Raw genomic sequence first — 16,388 nt, forward strand, 5'->3', positions numbered from 1 at the left:
ACTGGTGATTAATTATCCTTTCCAATAAAATTCTGATCCACCAAATCTTTATTAGGATAGTTTAATAAGCATAAAAAAATAAAAGGGGACCCGACTAAGCCCCCCTTAGAAACTGAGAGCGAATTACTCCACTCTTCCCAACACAACCAAATCCCTAACCCTGAAGTTAGCAATATCCAATAACTCCCGCCTTAACTCCTCACGACTCTTCTGTTGAAATCTCTCAACCATATCAAACGTAACATTAATATTAACCTCAGGCGTCTTCCCACGATAAATCTTCGGATACACCTGATCACCATGAACTTCATCAGCACCAAGTAATTCCTCAAACATTTTCTCACCAGGTCTCATGCCAGTGAATTTAATTGGAATCTCTTCCTCGGTGTAGCCCGATAACTTGATAAGGTTACGTGCCAAGTCAACAATTTTAACTGGCTCACCCATATCAAGTACAAACACTTCCCCACCTTCAGCAAGTGCTCCAGCTTGAAGAACAAGTCTTGATGCTTCTGGGATTGTCATGAAGTAACGAACCATATCTGGATGCGTAACAGTTAATGGTCCACCATTTTGAATTTGCTCTTTAAATAACGGAATGACACTCCCACGGCTACCTAATACATTTCCGAACCTTACAGCAACAAATCTTGTATCACTAATAATGTCCATATGCTGAACAATCATTTCTGCAATTCTCTTTGTTGCACCCATAACGCTTGTTGGATTCACAGCCTTATCTGTTGATACCATCACGAATGTATTAACCTTTGCTTCACTTGCTGCTTCGGCAACATTTTTCGTTCCGATGACGTTGTTTTTAACTGCTTCTTCTGGGTTTCGTTCCATTAGCGGGACATGCTTATGTGCCGCTGCATGGAAAACCACATGCGGCTGGTGATCTAGCATAATTGCTCGAATTTTTTCCCCATCTTGAACATCCGCTATCTCTGTAGAAATATTTAAGTTTGGTGCCGTACGTCTTAACTCCATTTCAATTGAATAGATACTATTTTCTCCATGTCCAAGTAGGACGAGTTCTTTTGGAAAGAACATGGAGATTTGGCGACAAATTTCCGAACCAATGGATCCACCAGCACCTGTAACAAGTACCGTTTTCCCTTTAATGTATTGCTCAATTCCATCAATATCTAGCTCAACGGGTTCTCGGCCGAGTAAGTCCTCGACTTCAACATCTTGAAACTGTGTTACAGATACTTTCCCTGACATGACGTCCTCAATTCGTGGAAGGATTTGCGTTTTCGCCTTTGTCTTTGAACATTCTAAAAAGATTTTGTTTAATTCTCCTCGTTTTAAAGAAGGAATGGCAATGATAATATGTTCGATCTTCTTGTTTGCTACGACTTCTTCAATCAAATCGATACCACCGATAACGGGGATATTCAAGACTTCGAGTTTTTGTTTAGTCTGATCATCATCAATAAATGCGACAGGATGTAGCTCAGATTCGTGACTTTGTTGTAGCTGTCTTGCAACCATTGTACCTGCTGCTCCTGCTCCAATGATTAATGTGTTGGTTTTGTTTTCTGTTTGCTTAATAAAGCCATCTCGATACAATCTCCATGCAAACCTCGAACCGCCAATGAATAGAATGTGAATCATCCACGTAATCACTAGTGTGCGTAATGTAATTGCTTGGAAGAAAACTAGTTGCATAGCTCCCGTTAGAATGACGGAAAGTGTTACGGCTTGGAAGATTCCTGTTAGTTCAGAAACACTCGCATATTGCCAAACCTTGTTATAAAGCTTATATTTTGCCGCAAAGACATGATGACCAATTAGTAATGTAATCGAACTGAATAATAGCATCAATGTAAAAGGATTCGTTAAGGGCACTAATAAGAAATAACTAATAAAAATGGCAGTTAAAACAATGAGTGAATCACCCATAACCAATGTTGCTATCCTTTTGCGATAGGTCATTAATCTTCCTCCTCTTTTTGCCTTATCAGAAGGCTAGTTTTTTTGATAAGGCAAATTTCAAGTTCATATTATTTCGTTGCAAGTTTTTGCTTTCTTAATAACTCTTCCATTTCTTTGAGCAACGGTTGACGCAGTTCTTCATTCTCCAGAGCAAACTTTAACGTTGTTAACACAAATCCGAACTTTTCACCAACATCAAACCGTTCTCCTTCAAAGTCATATGCATAAACGGATTGAATTTCATTTAACGCTTGAATGGCATCTGTTAATTGGATCTCTCCACCAGCACCGGTTTCTTGCTTTTCTAATAATTCAAAGATGTCCGGCGTCAGGAGGTAGCGTCCCATAATCGCCAAATTCGAAGGGGCAGTACCTTGAGCTGGCTTTTCAACAAAATTACTAACCTTATACGCCCGTCCGTTTTGCGAAATGGGATCGACAATTCCGTAACGGTGTGTCTGATCTGCTGGTACTGTTTGCACACCAATAACTGCCGAGCCTGTTTCGTTATAGACATCGATTAATTGTTTCGTGCAGGGCGTGTCTGCTTGAACAATATCATCACCAAGTAAAACTGCAAACGGCTCATCACCAATAAACTTGCGTGCACACCAAACAGCATGTCCTAAGCCTTTTGGCTCCTTTTGACGTATATAATGAATATCAACCTTTGATGCCGCTTGAACTTTTTCAAGTAGCTCGAGTTTGTTTTTCTCAATTAAATTTTGTTCAAGTTCAAATGCGTGATCAAAGTGATCCTCGATCGCTCTTTTACCTTTACCTGTAACGATAATGATGTCTTCAATTCCAGCTTCAATCGCTTCTTCAATAATGTATTGAATTGTCGGCTTATCAACAATTGGTAGCATTTCTTTTGGCATTGCCTTTGTTGCTGGGAGGAATCTAGTTCCTAGACCAGCTGCAGGTATAATCGCTTTTTTTACTTGCTTCATATTAATTCACTCCTAGGTTAGATAAATAAACTGTAAAACACTAAGCATTAAACCCAAATGACGTTAGATTTACTGTTTAGTGTTCTAATTAAATGGTTTATGATTTAGGAAAATAGGGTAAACACCCTTGAGGCATTTAACCCCCCCTCACATCATACCAACGACAACAAATGTGTCTAAGGCAATACGCCCACAGCATGATCGAGTGCCTCCATCGATAACGGCAAGGAGACATTGCCAAAAGCAGAAAACGTTATTGGCTAACCTTCTCTTTCTGTTTACGCATTGCAATGGCTTGTAATACCATATGCTCGATCTCTTCTAACCTATCTGACGGTGCATCTTGTTTAATATAACGAATTGCTTTTACAATTGACTTAGGATAATGATCAATCTTCTTCATCAGTACATACTCGCTCCTCTAGAAGAATAACTAGAAAATTCCAAACACTTTCTTTCTAGCAATGACACGTTCAGGCTGTCCACCAAACACATGCTTCCCCTCAACCAACAACTCCGCATTCTCCTTAAACCCAAATACAACATTCGTCCCAAACTCTTTCTCAATCAAACCATATGCCTCTTGAAGTCTGAATGGACGCTCGCCTTGGTTATGAGCATCAGAAGCAATGAAGTGAGCGAGATTCGCTTCAACTAATTGCTCAGAGAACTTCTTGATCTTCTTGCCGAAGTGACCCGTTATACTCGATGATGTTACTTGAGCTAACGCGCCATTTTTGACAAAATCATAAAGAATGTCTGGTTTTTCGATTAGTACTTTGTTGCGCTCTGGGTGAGCGATGATTGGAATATAGTTATTTACCTGTAAATCATAGAATAGTTTTGTTGTGTAATGTGGAATATGATTTGATGGAAACTCAATTAAAAGATACTGGTTGTCTTGACCATAGGTTAAAAGGTCTCCTACTTTTAGCTGTTCGATCATGTCACCGTGAATCCTAATTTCTTGCGATGGGACTACTTCGATGTTAATATTATTTTCTTTCAATTGAGTATTAAGTTCATCTACAGCCCTAAGTACAGATGGGCCGTCATTCATGAAAGAAGGATGTTGATGATGTGGCGTTGCGACAATTGTTGTGATTCCGTCTCTTTCTGCTAGTTTTGCTAGCTCAAGACTTTCTGCTAATGTTCTAGGTCCATCGTCAATGCCTGGCAATATATGACAGTGCATATCGATCATTTGCGACACCTTCCTTCTCTCTTACTTTAAATCACTAAAACCTACCGTTCTACATTTCTACATATTATCACATATTTTTAGTAGATGATAGCAGAATTTACAGTTTACTGGTTAGAATAATAGTAGTACTGTCCTGAGTCTATTTTCTTATTATTAAGAACTGTACCGATGATTTTTGCCTTTGATTTTAGTAATAAGTCTTTTGTTTTGATAATTTGCTCTCGTTCGGTTTTTCCACTTGATAGAACGAGGACAACACCGTCACATTTACTAGCTAGAATTTGTGCATCTGTTACCGCCATGACCGGTGGGGTATCGATAATGATTACATCGAATAGCTGTCTAGCACTCTCTAATAATCGTTTCATCATGAATGAGTTTAATAGTTCTGCCGGGTTTGGCGGAACAGGCCCACTTGGGAGGATTGATAAATGATTAATTTTCGTCTTGATCACAGCATCTTCAAGGTTATCCTTTTTTGTTAAGACAGATGTGAGGCCAGTGATATTCTGAGTACCGAACGTATAATGCATTGTTGGCTTACGCAAATCAGCATCAATAAGCAATACAGATTGCTCATTTTGAGCCATAACGATTGCTAAGTTAGCTGCTGTTGTTGACTTTCCTTCCCCAGGGCCTGCTGATGTGAACATAATTGTTTGGATGCTTTCATCTACAGCTGAAAATTCAATATTTGTTCGAATCGTTCGGTATTGCTCTGTAATTGGCGATGTTCGATCTGTATCAGCAATTAGCTGTCGTTGATTGTTGGCTTTCATTCGTCTTGCCATAAATGGTTCGCTCCTTTTTCAATGAATCTTTACCTTTTGATGATTTTTGCATCATCCATGTTCGGGATTACTCCGAGGATCGGTAAGTCTAATACTTTCTCAATGTCCTGCTCTGATTTCATTGTTGTATCTAGATATTCAAGTAAGAAGGCTAGTCCAACTGCTGCCATTAAACCGACAACAAAGGCAATCGCCATATTTAATACTGGGTTCGGTTTAATTGGAGAAGGATTTTCACTAATCTTCGCTTCTGACAAAATGCTAACATTATCAACCTTCATGATCGTGACGATTTCACGCTGAAATACTGTCGCAATTGTGTTGGCAATTGTTGCAGCTGTTGCTGGACTTTCATGTTCGACTGTAATGGTTACAACCTGTGAGTTATTTTGAGAACCTACGCTAACTAAGCTATTTAGAGCACCGAAGGATTCATCTAGATTTGCCTCATCAATAACTTTATCTAAAATGATCGGGCTTTTAATGATTTCGTTATACGTATTTATAAGTTCAATATTTGTTCGGATATCTGCCTGGCTAAAGGCTTGATCTGTTTGGGCTTGATTGACTAGAATTTGTGTCGAGCTTTGGTAGATCGGTGTTAATAGTAAATAGCTTACTAGGGCACTTACGGCAACCGCAAGAACTGTAATGAGGACAATCATTTTTGACCGTTTTCTTAGTGTTTGGAATATCTCTTTTAAACTAATTGTTTCTTCCATTCTGCTTGAAACCCTCCTAAATTTAGTCACAATAACTATTGGATTATATCATAGTTTGTCAAATACTGTTTGTAGAATTTTGTTGCCCGATAGCTCTACTTTAAATTATAATGACCTAAGAAATCTATACCTTTTTTTTGGAAATAGTGTTTTCTAACAATCTACTATAGAGAGGCGTATGCTTACACATGAAAAAAAAGATTTTAATAACGTTCGCAATTATCATCGGTGTGCTGTTTCTTTCCGTTGCCGGTTATGGGTTATATCTATATAAATCAGTCGCAGACACGGCTAGTGAAATTCATCAACCGATTGATCGTGAACCGACACGAGCGATCAACATCGAGGAGAAAGAACCATTGTCCTTCTTAATTACCGGTGTTGACTCTAGAGGGAATGATCATAAAGGTCGTTCTGATACAATTATTATTATGACGGTTAATCCGTCAAAGCAATCAGTGAAGATGCTTAGTCTCCCTCGTGATACGAGAACAGAAATTATTGGTCGGGGAACCATTGAAAAGATCAATCATGCCTATGCCTATGGTGGGGTTGAAATGGCGATGGATACAGTTGAGAATTTCTTAAATATTCCGCTTGATCATTATGTCAGTGTTAACATGGAAGGCTTTAAGGAACTTGTTGATGCAATGGGTGGTGTGACTGTTGAGAATGCCTTTGCTTTTTCATCAGGTGGGTTTTCATTTAATGAAGGAGAAGTATTCCTAAGCGGGGATGAGGCTCTTGCCTATTCACGAATGAGATATGAAGATCCTCGTGGTGATTTCGGTCGAAATGATCGTCAGCGTCAAATCGTTGAAGCCGTGATTCAAGAAGCTGCACATATTGGTTCAATCACTAAAGTCAGTGAAATTCTCAATGTCGTCGGTGGTTCTGTTAAGACGGATTTAACGTTAGATGATATGTGGGATGTTCAATCAAATTATCGTGAGGCTCGTCACTCTGTTGAACAGATGCAAATTACCGGGACTGGTCGAAAGATTGACGGAACTTACTATTTAGAAATTCCTGATGAGGAAGTCGCTCGAGTTAGTGGAGAGCTTCGAGCTCATTTGGGGCTATAGGGAAAAGGAAAGAGAGCTGATCCGGTTGGATTGGCTCTCTTTTTTTGGTTGTTTGATGTTATACGGTGCGGGTTAGATCTTCTTGTTGTTGTTCGATGATCTCTGTTAGTGGTGTGGCTTTCTTCTTTTGTTTGTTGATTCTGTTGTTGACGGTTGTTGTTAATCTGTCTTGAATATAGGTCATGAGTAGTGAGAAGCCTAGGACAAATAGCAACCGGGTGATGAAGTGATCTGGAATGATTGGGATGTCATAGAACTTTAGGAGATACAGTGGGACGACATGCCAGAAATAGAGTATGAGTGATGCGTTTGAGTAATAGAAAACGAACTTGTTGTGTACGAATCTTGTTACGGCTCGTAAGGATAGTAGCTGGTAAAGGGCAAAGCTTACTAAGAGACCGTAGCTCATATAGTACATTGTCGGCGGATACTTAAATGCTTGGATTGGTAAGTAGTTATTGGTATATGCAAGTGCTGTAAATAGGACAAGCAAGATACCAGTGCCGAGCATGAGATTTCTTTTACTTAATTGTTTGAAGCGAATGCCGACTGCTGCAATGAGAACATAGCCGATTGGCTGGATCAGATACTCTTTAATCGTCACCGCTGTTTCACCTGAGATTGCTTGGCTCGCGTTGATTGTGATGTAGTATAAGCCGTACGCTACAGTTAATATAAGAAAATAGACTAGATGGCTTTTGATTCGTTTGCTTAATGCGAGTAAGACTGGGCTTACTAGTGCGACGATAAAGAACACATACATGACCCAGACATAGCCGATGCCATCAATTAGCTTAAATGATTCGAGAATCATCTCTGTTTCGAAGTAGAAAGCCTCACCTCGGAGCTTTGCTAACGTCCAGAACAGTAGGAAAAAGAGTACGAGAAACTTCCACGTACTGACAATGAGTCGTTGGAATCGTTTGTAGATATAGCTGCCGTAGTTGAGTGATTTGTTACTTTGACTTATATAGAATGAGACACCCATCAGCATGACCATTAGGGTGACATCGAAGTTACGAAGCCTGAATAATAGATCTGGTGGATCAATATGGGCGATAATAATTGCGATAATTGCGATGAAGCGTAACACATCAATGGTTTTGTCTCTTTTTTGATGCAAAGGGGATTCCTCCTCGGGAAATCTAGATAGTTAGAAGAGAAATGTATCATGAAAGCAGGGGAAAAGCGATGGTAATGAAAAGGGAAATGGTTGATCATTCTATAAGGTGGTGGCTCTCGTTTACACAGTTTTCCAAAAATAAAAAGGCATTGGTTCAATATATCGAACCAATGCCTTCAGCTTATCCTTTAGAAACGTTTTGCTCCAAGATATCTTGGACCCCAGTAGCTGTTTGATAGGCTACTGATTGTGACACCCGTTGATGAGCCACTATGGATAAATTGGTTGTTACCGATGTAGATCCCGTTATGAGACGGTCCATCGTTGATGGTTGCAAAGAAGACGATGTCTCCAACTGCAGGTGTTGAAACGGCTTGTGCACTGTTCCACTGTAGTGCGACCGTTCTTGGCAGGGAAACCCCTTGCTGGTTGAACACGTATTGAACGAATCCACTGCAATCAAATCCAGCTGTCGTTGTTCCACCCCATTGGTACGGAACCCCAATTAACGTCGCCGCTTCGGCAAGGAGGTTTGTAACAAGAGCTCCTGAACTTGATGAAGGGGATTGGGTTGGTGTCGTTGCTTTGTTCGTGGCAACTTCCTTTAGCTTGGCAACGGTTGCTGCACTGGCAATTCCATCGACGGTTAGATTATGTATTTTCTGGAATTCGCGGATTGATCTTGCTGTGATTTCACCATAATAGCCTGTTGGTTGCTGGTGAAAGACACCAACTGATCTAAGCTGTGCTTGAAGCTCAGTAACCGCTGCACCTGTGCTTCCGATTTTAAGGATTGTAGCGGGTTGTGGTTCTTGAACTACCGGGATTTCCGGCTGATAGACTGGCGTTGTTTCCTGCAAGGCTTCCTTCATAAGATAAGAAAGGGTTTGCGGGCCGACGATGCCATCTACCTTAAGTCCGTTTGCCTTTTGAAACTCCTTCACCGCGGCTTCTGTTACACGACCGAAGTAATCCGTTGTTGATGTTCTGAAGTGGCCTAATTCCTTCAGCTTCTGCTGAAGCTCCTCCACATGTGCTCCCCTTGAGCCAACACGGATCAAGCCTGTTGTTGCTGCAAGCTTACTTGTTGAAGCGGGTGTTTGGGTTATTTTTGAAGGTGTCGTCGTATTGACTGGAGTTGGTGCTGGTGTCACCGTCTTGACTGGTACTGGTGCGACAACTGGCACTTGTCCATCCATTTCTGCGAGCAACTTCGATAACGTCTGCGGACCAGCAATGCCGTCCACTTGCAGGTTATGCTTCTGCTGGAACTTTCTTACCGCATCGGCAGTAATCGATCCATAGTAGCCCGTTGATTGTGGGTAGGTGAAAAACCCTTTCTGCTTTAATGCATCCTGCAGATCTTTCACATCCGAATCGGTCATCCCTGTTCTTAATGTTTGATCACCAAGGGCAGCTTCTGCCACATGTGGTGTCGCAATAAAGAGACCTGTTGCAAACGTAGAAGAAATGACAACTCTCTTTAATGTTGAATTCACTCCTTGTTCCTCCTCAATCTCCATAAAATTCTAGTATTTTGTTTAATTTTACCTTTAATATTACTAGATTTCTATCTTTTTTTTGGAGAGATTAGTAAAACGCTTACATATTAATAGAAGAAACTAGGTTTTTTAGTGAATAGTTGGGTTGGGATTGAGGTGATAGTGAGGGGGGTAAGGAGCAGAACCTAGTGTGCTTTCCTGCTCCTTGTTCTTTTTATTGGATCATGTTCTCTAGTTCTGTAATACCAAACGACTTTAAGGCCTCGATTTCCTCATCGGTCAATCGTTCATTAAGTAACTCTAGCAACTCTTCCTTATTTGTCGCACCCTTTTGGACCTCTTCATAAATAGCTAGCAATTCCTCTAAGGAGAATTTGCTCATGACGACTTCAATTGCTTCGGACTGTGCTGCTGCAGGTACAGCTTCTGTTTCATCCGTTTCGGTTTGTTGCTCGGCGGCTTCTGTTTGATTGCTTAATGTATCTGACTTGGCTGTTTGTGTCTCGATATTGAGTTCTTTACTAAAGTCATTCTCAATCTTCTTCGCTAGGTCTTCACTTGTTCGTTCCGTTGTTAAGGATTGATAGCCTAAATAGCCCGCTCCAACTAAAAGTAATAAGGTAAATATGAATCCGGCAATCATGCCCTTCCACATTTTCTAACCGCCTCCTTTGATTATTCTCTTCTCATTGTGGACACGGTTATGTGAAGGCATACTTGAATTTATGTTTATTTATCTTTTAGTTTGGCGATGTCGCGTTTGTTTTTGAGAGATTCGTCAAAGAGAAGGTTATGTCGGCAGGGGATGACCAGGGAGATGTGGGGATTTACCAGAGTGGAACTTTATTCACTATGCTAACGGACATATGATCACTTATTTCCGTATTAATCTCTATTTCAGCTAGTTTAAAGGACATATGATCCGCTATTTTAGATAAAACCGTCAAAAATGATAGTCAAAGCATCTAATAACGGATCATATGTCCATTAGCTTATGATTATTGCCTATTTCCGATCGATTAGCGGAACAGATGTCCGCAACAATCTCTCGACCACAGCATATCCTCCTTTCCCTTTAGTACCGGTCTTTCCTAATGATTAGGTATACAAGAAATCCGATGAAAGGGAAGAATAGGGTTGCTACTAGAATGATGAGGGCATATTCAGTGCTTCGGCCGTTTCGGCGGGCGTCGCGGTAGCACCAGATGCTTGTTAGGATGTTGAGGATGAAGCCTCCGAGTATTAATAAAAGAATAATGGAGGATGCGAAGATTAAGTCCATGTTGTCGATCGCCTCCTTTCTTTTCATTTTTAGATATTCTACGTGCGTTTATGCAAAACCGTCTCATTTTCCTCTGTTTTTTTTGGGAATAATATGTATACTTGGATATAGAGAGGATGTGAGCTATGGACTATATCAACATGATTCGGCAGCTTGCAGGGTCACAGCCTTTGATTTTAACTGCTGCATCCGTGATCGTCACTGATTTGAATGGACATGTTCTCCTTCAGCATCGGACTGATACGAATAGCTGGGGATTGCCTGGAGGCTTTATGGAGCTTGGGGAGTCAGTTGAGGAAGCGGCTCGGCGTGAGTTAAAAGAGGAAACCGGATTAACAATTGGTAAAATGCAACTGTTTACAGTCTTTTCCGGTAAGGAGTATTATTTTAAATATCCAAATAATGATGAAGTATATAATGTGATTGTCTCGTTTTTAACAAGTGATGTTAGCGGGGCATTACAGAAGGATCACGAAAGTCATGAACTGAGGTACTATAGCATAGATGAATTACCTAAGAACATGATTCCGACAACAAGAAAGATGTTAGACACATACATAGAAATGTTAAGGTGATAGGGATGAAATGGTTTAATATTTGGTGGGCTGTGGCTATTGGTTGGTGTATTGCAATTGCAATCGCTACAAGGGCTCCATTTTTCACTGGGCAATCTACGGAGAGCTTGTTCGAGTTTCCTTTTTTTAATGCAGAAATAATTAACTTCTTAGCTCGGAAAATGACTCATTTAGTAGCGTTTGGCATGTTAGCTGTATTTGTTTGGCTTGCTTTGAATAAGCTTGGCGGACACAAACTACGCTATTATATCGCTTGGTTCGTTGCAACCTTTTACGGTGCGGTTGATGAATGGCATCAATCCTTTCTACCTGAGCGAACGGCTGCAGCAACAGATGTACTAATAGATTCAATGGGTGCTCTTTTCTTTCTCTTACTTATCTGCTCAGTAAAACAGCACAGGACAGAAAAGCATCGCCAATCTAAAAACAAATAGTGATGCTAGATTCTAAACAATTGCAAATGCAATTGTTTTTTTGTGTTGGGTGGTAACGTTTCTCGAATGAAGTATTTCCCGGGAATTTGTCTAATTTTGTCCAATTGAAAATAGACCTATTTTCATTTTTTGCTGTCATCTCACCTCTTCATTTCGATGATATGGCTTAGATGATTTCGTCACTATGACATCTTCGAATCCGTTCAAACTGTCATTCTGCCAAGATGCACTCGCTCGGATATCAGATTACATTGTTCTTACCGGGAATAACTGAGAAGCGCTTCTTCAAAAGGAATTATCAGTGATTGATTTTCAGGAAGTATCTGTTCAATTTGAGCCATTAATTAGAGGACAAATCAAAAAGCTTAATTTATATCGGAGCTATGATGAGTATTACCAGCTTGGGTTAATTGCATTATGGGAGGCTTGTCAGCGTTTCGATCCGGAAAAAGGAGCGTTCGAGGCGTTTGCCCTACATACCGTTCGTGGTCATATGCTGATGCAGTTGAAAAGGGAGAAGCGTTTTTCAGACAGGCATTTCCTCGGCGATGATGCTATGCAAGCGGTGGAAAGCGTCGTTGCTATTGAGCCAGAGGATCTACAGTTATTTGATGACTATCTTAATCATCTTTCAGAGCGGGAGCGGGCCTGGTTCATTGAGGCAATTGTTCAGGGTAAGAAGCCCGCTATGATTGCTAGTGAATATCAGGTTTCTGTCAATACCGTTTCAACATGGAGAAAGAATGCCTTGAAAAAATTAAGGGTATTGGTCAAGCAGTAATCAAAAAGGAAGCAGACGGAATTCATTCCCGCCTGCTTCCTTTTCATTTTATTCATTTGAGACCTTAAATCCTTGGACTAGATGAGTAAGATTACTCGCCATTTTTTCGAGTTCATCTCCCATTGAAGACAGCTGCTTGACTGATGTCGCTTGCTGTTCCGTTGATGCTGCAATTTCCTCTGTCCCTGCCCGAGATTGCTCTAATACAGCAGAGGCATTTGTCACCGATTCATTGACAATCTCTCCGCTCTTAACTAGCTCTTTAATTGCTTGGGTAATTTGATCAGTTTGGTTCTTGATCGTCAGTGTCGCATCATTAATATCCTTAATTGCCTTTTCCGTTCCCTTCACTTCATCGACCATTGTGTTAATTTCCTGGCTACTGACGAAGCTGTCTTCCACAATTGCATATATTCCATCTTGGATATCCTTGATTAGCTGTTGAATCTGAACAGTAGAATCCTTTGATTGTGTCGCAAGTGTACGAACCTCATTCGCAACGACGGCAAAGCCTTTGCCATTTTCACCAGCACGCGCTGCTTCAATTGAGGCATTCAATGCAAGAAGATTGGTTTGCTCAGCAATATTTGTAATTAAATCAATCACATCATTGATCGCTTGTGATTTTTCATTTAGGCTAACGACACTCTGGGCTGTTTGGTCGACTTTAGTTTTCGCGGAGTCTGCCTTTTCCATTGATTTGGCGATGGCTGTATCTCCTATTTTCACATAAGCAAGAACGTCAGATGCCGATTGATCGACTTGCTCTACACTGACGGAGAACTGCTGCAGACGTGCGGTCATCGTATTGGTTTCTTCAACAATTTGGGAAACGTCCTCTGCCATCTGTTCAGAACCTCTACTGAATTCCTCCGTGCTTGAAGCAATTTGTTCTGTCGACATTTTGGTTTCTGCAAGTGATCTCTGTAACTCCTCAGCTTGACTAGAAAGACTTTCATTTGAGTTCTTCATTTCTTTAATCACTTTTTCAATTTGGTCAGCGGTTGCATTGAACACAAGACCTAATTGCCCGAATTCGTCTCTTGTTTTAATATCTACTCGCTTCGTGTAATCATTTTCCAGGAATGCATTTGCTAGATTCGTTAATTCAGCAAGTGGCTTCCTTACAGTGTACCGAATCATGAAATAGGCTCCGATTGCTCCGATAATGACAGCTCCGAATGTTCCTATTATTCCTACTAATACCTGGTGTTCGGCCGAATACCTGTGAGTGAGTGAACCAATGAATGTTCCTAGGCTTGTAATAACATATATTAAGATGACGACCATGATTGTTAGCTTTGCTTGCAGTGAAAAGCCTTTTCGTTTCTTCGATTCCATCTGAATAATTCCTCCTGAGGGGTGTTGTTAGGTTGCTTGCAGAAATCCTTGTTTTAAGAGATCCTCGAATTCTTGCGTTGGTACTGGCTTACTGAACAAATAGCCTTGAATTTGATCGCAGCCCTTTTCCTTTAATAATTCTAGCTGATCCTGACACTCGACTCCTTCGGCAACAACCTTCAGATTCAAGCCTTGAGCGAGCTGGATGACACTTGATGTGATGATTTCATCTTGCTTGTTTTCCGTGATGTTTCGGATAAAGGAACGATCGATTTTCAATGTATCAATCTTTAATTCTCGTAAATGAGTTAACGAGGAATAGCCTGTCCCGAAGTCATCTAGGGCAATTCGGAAGCCATGCTTCTTGAGCTCTGCAATAATCTCAATCACTAAACCCATATTATTCAAATAGGAGCTTTCTGTAATTTCAAGTTCAATTAATGTAGGGCTAATCTGAGCCGTCTCTAAAATGGAAACTAGATTCATAATTAGGTCTGTCTTTAAGAAGCCTTGTGCTGAAACATTAATCGAAATCGGGCAAATGTGAGCACCTTCATTCATCCACTGTCTTAGCTGCTGACTTACTTTTGTCGCAACGACATCTCCTATTTCAGTAATCAATCCTGCCTCTTCAGCAATTGGGATGAATATGCCTGGTGGAATCATGCCTTTTTCTGGGTGCTGCCAGCGAATCAATGCCTCGGCACTAACAATTTCTCCAGTGGCTGCGTCGACACGCGGCTGGTAATACACGGCGAATTCGTCGTGGAGCAATGCTTTTCGAATATCCTGTTCAATCGAGTATGACTTTTGAGTTTTGACGCCCATACTCTGCGAGAAGAGCTGGTAATTATTTTTGCCACGCTGCTTCGCCTGGTTCATTGCTGCAATCGCATTTATCATCAGTTGGTCTTGGTCTGTGCCATTGTCTGGAAACACGCTAATGCCAATACTTGTTGTGATGTACAATTCATAGTCATCAACAATAACAGGGTCCTCTAATAGTGCCATGATTTCCGTTGCAACCTTGATCGCTTTCTCTGATAATGCCGTTTCCTTACTAACGACCACTGCGAATTCATCACCGACCATTCGAGCGACAAGAAGTGAATCCCCCAACGATAACAGTCGTCTAGACACCTCTTGGAGGATCGCATCCCCAACGAAATGACCTAATGTATCATTGAAATACTTCATCCGGTCGATGTTCAAGTAAATAACAGATAGCTGCTGACTCGAACACTTGACTTCCTCCAACAATTCCACGAATCGTTTTTGGAAAACACGCCGGTTCGGTAGCTCCGTTAAAAAATCATGATGAGCTAGATAGTTCATTTGTGCCTCAGCCTGCTTCTGCTCCGTCACATCTGAGGTAATGCCATCAATTCGAATCAGCGTACCATTCTCATCTAGCGTCGGAGTAACTTGATCTGACACCCATTTGATTTGCCCACTTGGATGAATAATTCGGAATTGTCGTTTAAGCGTTTTTCCTTTAAAAAGGTCTGCTTGTTTTTCCACGATACGGTCAAAATCATCAGGATATACGACATCACGCCAGAAGTTATCCTCTGTTTCGATTTGTTCTGGTGATTTCCCGTAAATCGTTGTGAAGCCTTTTGAACAAAAGATGATTTTATTTGCAAGAACGTCAAACGACCAGATCGACATGTCGAGATTGTCATAGATGATTTGCTTCTCGTCCTCGCTTTGTTTAAGCAAGCTCTCCATCCGACGCTGGTCGGTAATATCCTGGATGGTCCCAATGATATGGATGAGCTCTCCCTTTGCATCAAGGATGACATCCGCTTTCATACAGATGATTCGTTCCTCACCATTTTTCTTCAATATCCTGAGTTCAGTTTGGAATGCTTTCTTATCTTTGTTTGTTTGTTTGACAATATTTATAAATAGCTCACGGTCCTCATGGTGGATGAGTGATACAAATTCATCATTGTTTGGTGGAGTGATTGCATCAGTTTCAAAGCCAAAAATCGTATACATATGCTTTGACCAGTAGGCTTCATCATTTTTGACATCATAATCCCATGTCGCAGTATTCCCTACGGCTTGAATATGATTATAGTTTTCCTGAATATGCTTAAGCTTCAGTTCCTGTTGCTTGATATAGGTGACGTTCTTTCCAATCGCAATAAAGCCAACTTGTTCATCACCATCTTTTATGAGAATACTCCTATTTTCAATCACAATCGCTGAACCGTCTTTATGCTTCAATGTGTATGTATCATATTGAGGTTTGCCATTTGTTAAGCTTACGAGGTTCTCTGCCGTTCGTGTATGATCAGCCCTTTGGATAATGGAAAAAATTGACTGATCCAGTAATTCCTTACGTTCATAACCTAACACCTTATTTGCCGCATCATTAAAGTCGATGATGACTCCATTAAGGTCACTGAATATAACAAGATCCGAGTTATTACCAAAAAGCAACTTACACGCTTCAAGCTCATTTAGATCAATTGCAGTAACTGTCTTTAAAAAATCAATCGACCTTAACTTCTCTTTTAGTGATTTCATCATCGTCTACCTTTCTAGGATGCTTTTTGAAAATCTTTGTTAGTAATACGAATTAGTATACAGGATAGGAATCGCAAATATTGTCGTTTAATGTAAAAAAAACATTTTATTTG

16 protein-coding genes are annotated in these 16,388 nt (G+C 40.6%); 4 read left to right on the top strand and 12 right to left on the bottom strand.

The window, feature by feature from the left end; translation table 11 throughout:
• Nucleotides 1-123: 123 nt before the first annotated feature.
• The 6 genes from J7W16_RS18730 to J7W16_RS18755 all read right to left on the bottom strand — a co-directional run bounded on the left by J7W16_RS18730 (nt 124) and on the right by J7W16_RS18755 (nt 5,614).
• Nucleotides 124-1,944, bottom strand: coding sequence for a polysaccharide biosynthesis protein (locus J7W16_RS18730; protein ID WP_210599017.1), 1,821 nt, complete (start codon nt 1,942-1,944; stop codon nt 124-126).
• Nucleotides 1,945-2,012: 68 nt separating this feature from the next.
• Nucleotides 2,013-2,897 carry a UTP--glucose-1-phosphate uridylyltransferase GalU gene (gene galU, locus J7W16_RS18735; RefSeq protein WP_210599018.1) on the bottom strand — a complete coding sequence of 295 codons (885 nt, stop codon included), beginning with the start codon at nt 2,895-2,897 and terminating at the stop codon, nt 2,013-2,015.
• Nucleotides 2,898-3,150: 253 nt separating this feature from the next.
• A complete protein-coding gene (locus tag J7W16_RS18740; protein ID WP_210599019.1) occupies nt 3,151-3,300 on the bottom strand; it encodes a hypothetical protein in 150 nt (49 codons plus the stop codon).
• A gap of 30 nt (nt 3,301-3,330) precedes the next feature.
• The gene (locus tag J7W16_RS18745; protein WP_210599020.1) at nt 3,331-4,101 is read right to left on the bottom strand and encodes a tyrosine-protein phosphatase; all 771 of its coding nucleotides are present in this window, start codon (nt 4,099-4,101) and stop codon (nt 3,331-3,333) included.
• Between the two features lie 104 nt (nt 4,102-4,205).
• Nucleotides 4,206-4,892, bottom strand: a complete 687-nt coding sequence (locus J7W16_RS18750) for a CpsD/CapB family tyrosine-protein kinase (protein WP_210599021.1) — start codon at nt 4,890-4,892, stop codon at nt 4,206-4,208.
• A 29-nt stretch (nt 4,893-4,921) separates the two neighbouring features.
• Nucleotides 4,922-5,614, bottom strand: a complete 693-nt coding sequence (locus tag J7W16_RS18755) for a YveK family protein (RefSeq protein WP_210599022.1) — start codon at nt 5,612-5,614, stop codon at nt 4,922-4,924.
• Nucleotides 5,615-5,802: 188 nt separating this feature from the next.
• Here J7W16_RS18755 and J7W16_RS18760 point away from each other — a divergent pair, with 188 nt between their 5' ends.
• On the top strand, nt 5,803-6,699 hold the full coding sequence (locus J7W16_RS18760; protein WP_210599023.1) for an LCP family glycopolymer transferase: 897 nt from the start codon (nt 5,803-5,805) through the stop codon (nt 6,697-6,699).
• 58 nt (nt 6,700-6,757) lie between these two features.
• Here the strand turns inward: J7W16_RS18760 and J7W16_RS18765 are convergent, their stop codons facing one another.
• From J7W16_RS18765 to J7W16_RS18780, 4 genes are all read right to left on the bottom strand, one after another.
• The gene (locus J7W16_RS18765) at nt 6,758-7,822 is read right to left on the bottom strand and encodes an acyltransferase family protein (RefSeq protein ID WP_210599024.1); all 1,065 of its coding nucleotides are present in this window, start codon (nt 7,820-7,822) and stop codon (nt 6,758-6,760) included.
• 188 nt (nt 7,823-8,010) lie between these two features.
• Entirely contained in the window at nt 8,011-9,321 is a 1,311-nt protein-coding gene (locus J7W16_RS18770; protein ID WP_346726966.1) for a C40 family peptidase, read from the bottom strand.
• Between the two features lie 217 nt (nt 9,322-9,538).
• Nucleotides 9,539-9,979, bottom strand: coding sequence for a hypothetical protein (locus tag J7W16_RS18775; protein ID WP_210599026.1), 441 nt, complete (start codon nt 9,977-9,979; stop codon nt 9,539-9,541).
• A gap of 420 nt (nt 9,980-10,399) precedes the next feature.
• On the bottom strand, nt 10,400-10,633 hold the full coding sequence (locus J7W16_RS18780) for a PLD nuclease N-terminal domain-containing protein (protein ID WP_346726967.1): 234 nt from the start codon (nt 10,631-10,633) through the stop codon (nt 10,400-10,402).
• Between the two features lie 98 nt (nt 10,634-10,731).
• On the opposite strand from J7W16_RS18780, the gene J7W16_RS18785 reads away from it, so the two are divergent.
• From J7W16_RS18785 to J7W16_RS18795, 3 genes are all read left to right on the top strand, one after another.
• Nucleotides 10,732-11,181 carry an NUDIX hydrolase gene (locus tag J7W16_RS18785; RefSeq protein WP_210599028.1) on the top strand — a complete coding sequence of 150 codons (450 nt, stop codon included), beginning with the start codon at nt 10,732-10,734 and terminating at the stop codon, nt 11,179-11,181.
• Between the two features lie 5 nt (nt 11,182-11,186).
• Complete coding sequence (locus J7W16_RS18790; RefSeq protein ID WP_210599029.1) at nt 11,187-11,615, top strand: VanZ family protein; 429 nt, start codon at nt 11,187-11,189, stop codon at nt 11,613-11,615.
• Nucleotides 11,616-11,916: 301 nt separating this feature from the next.
• Nucleotides 11,917-12,396, top strand: coding sequence for a sigma-70 family RNA polymerase sigma factor (locus tag J7W16_RS18795; protein ID WP_210599030.1), 480 nt, complete (start codon nt 11,917-11,919; stop codon nt 12,394-12,396).
• Between the two features lie 48 nt (nt 12,397-12,444).
• Here J7W16_RS18795 and J7W16_RS18800 read toward each other — a convergent pair whose 3' ends face one another.
• Together J7W16_RS18800 and J7W16_RS18805 are read right to left on the bottom strand one after the other, a co-directional pair.
• On the bottom strand, nt 12,445-13,737 hold the full coding sequence (locus J7W16_RS18800; protein WP_210599031.1) for a methyl-accepting chemotaxis protein: 1,293 nt from the start codon (nt 13,735-13,737) through the stop codon (nt 12,445-12,447).
• 27 nt (nt 13,738-13,764) lie between these two features.
• Nucleotides 13,765-16,278 (bottom strand): sensor domain-containing protein, encoded by a 2,514-nt coding sequence (locus J7W16_RS18805; RefSeq protein ID WP_210599032.1) that lies wholly within the window; start codon nt 16,276-16,278, stop codon nt 13,765-13,767.
• Nucleotides 16,279-16,388: the final 110 nt, after the last annotated feature.

This window comes from Halalkalibacter suaedae, assembly GCF_017939705.1.
GTDB classification, from domain to species: Bacteria; Bacillota; Bacilli; order Bacillales; family Bacillaceae_D; genus Halalkalibacter; species Halalkalibacter suaedae.